The sequence below is a fragment of the Halomonas sp. MES3-P3E genome (genome assembly GCF_002836035.1).
Lineage (GTDB): Bacteria > Pseudomonadota > Gammaproteobacteria > Pseudomonadales > Halomonadaceae > Vreelandella > Vreelandella arctica.
The window spans coordinates 1-643 of the sequence record NZ_PJBT01000127.1; the positions used below are offsets into that span (position 1 = coordinate 1).

1 protein-coding gene and 1 pseudogene are annotated in these 643 nt (G+C 58.2%); both read left to right on the forward strand.

Annotated features, from left to right (window positions below; translation table 11 throughout):
- A partial coding sequence (locus CXF87_RS12245) for a copper resistance CopC family protein (RefSeq protein WP_101146793.1) occupies positions 1 to 265 on the forward strand: 265 nt, incomplete at its 5' end.
- A gap of 51 nt (positions 266 to 316) precedes the next feature.
- Positions 317 to 643: pseudogene (locus CXF87_RS21790) on the forward strand (copper resistance protein CopD); the annotation flags it as partial.

Consider the following 643-nt stretch of genomic DNA (forward strand, 5'->3'; position numbering starts at 1 on the left):
GCCTAAGGATGGCGTCACCATTCAGGATTCCCCAGCAGAGATTGGCATCGAGTTTGGTGGCATGATGCGCATCACCCAGTTTGAAGTGACAGGCCCAAACGGCCCCGTTCCTCTTGATGGTCAGCCAGGCAGTGAACAGGTCGAACGCTACGTCGTGAAGCCCGGTGAAATTCTTTCGGCTGGGGACTACCAGGTGCACTGGCGCGGCCTATCGGATGACGGACACATGATGTCCGACGGTTTTAACTTCTCGGTCGAGCCCTGACCCGTGGCTTGGTGGTTCTCCGTAAATAGCCTCGATGTCTGGACCGTCGCGATGATTCTCGTGGCGGCCGGGATTTACCTTAGCGCCCTAGTCGCGACGGGGGCCGTGTTGTTTCGTCTAGCGTTTCCCCGGCTCCCTGATCACGACCGGAGGCGCGTCGCCCGCATGGGTGTCCTTTCTGCCTGGGCGGGGGTCATCCTGATTCTGTTCCAGTGGTCTTTAGAAGCTGGTTACCTTGGAGGCGGCAATATAGCGGCTGCAACCAACCCAATGTTGCTCGGGATCGTGTTCGATGGCGCGTCCGGGGGTCGACTAATACTGGTGGTAGCTGGTTTGCTGCTGGTCCAGGCGATTCAGCTTAATAACTTAGCGTTCTCG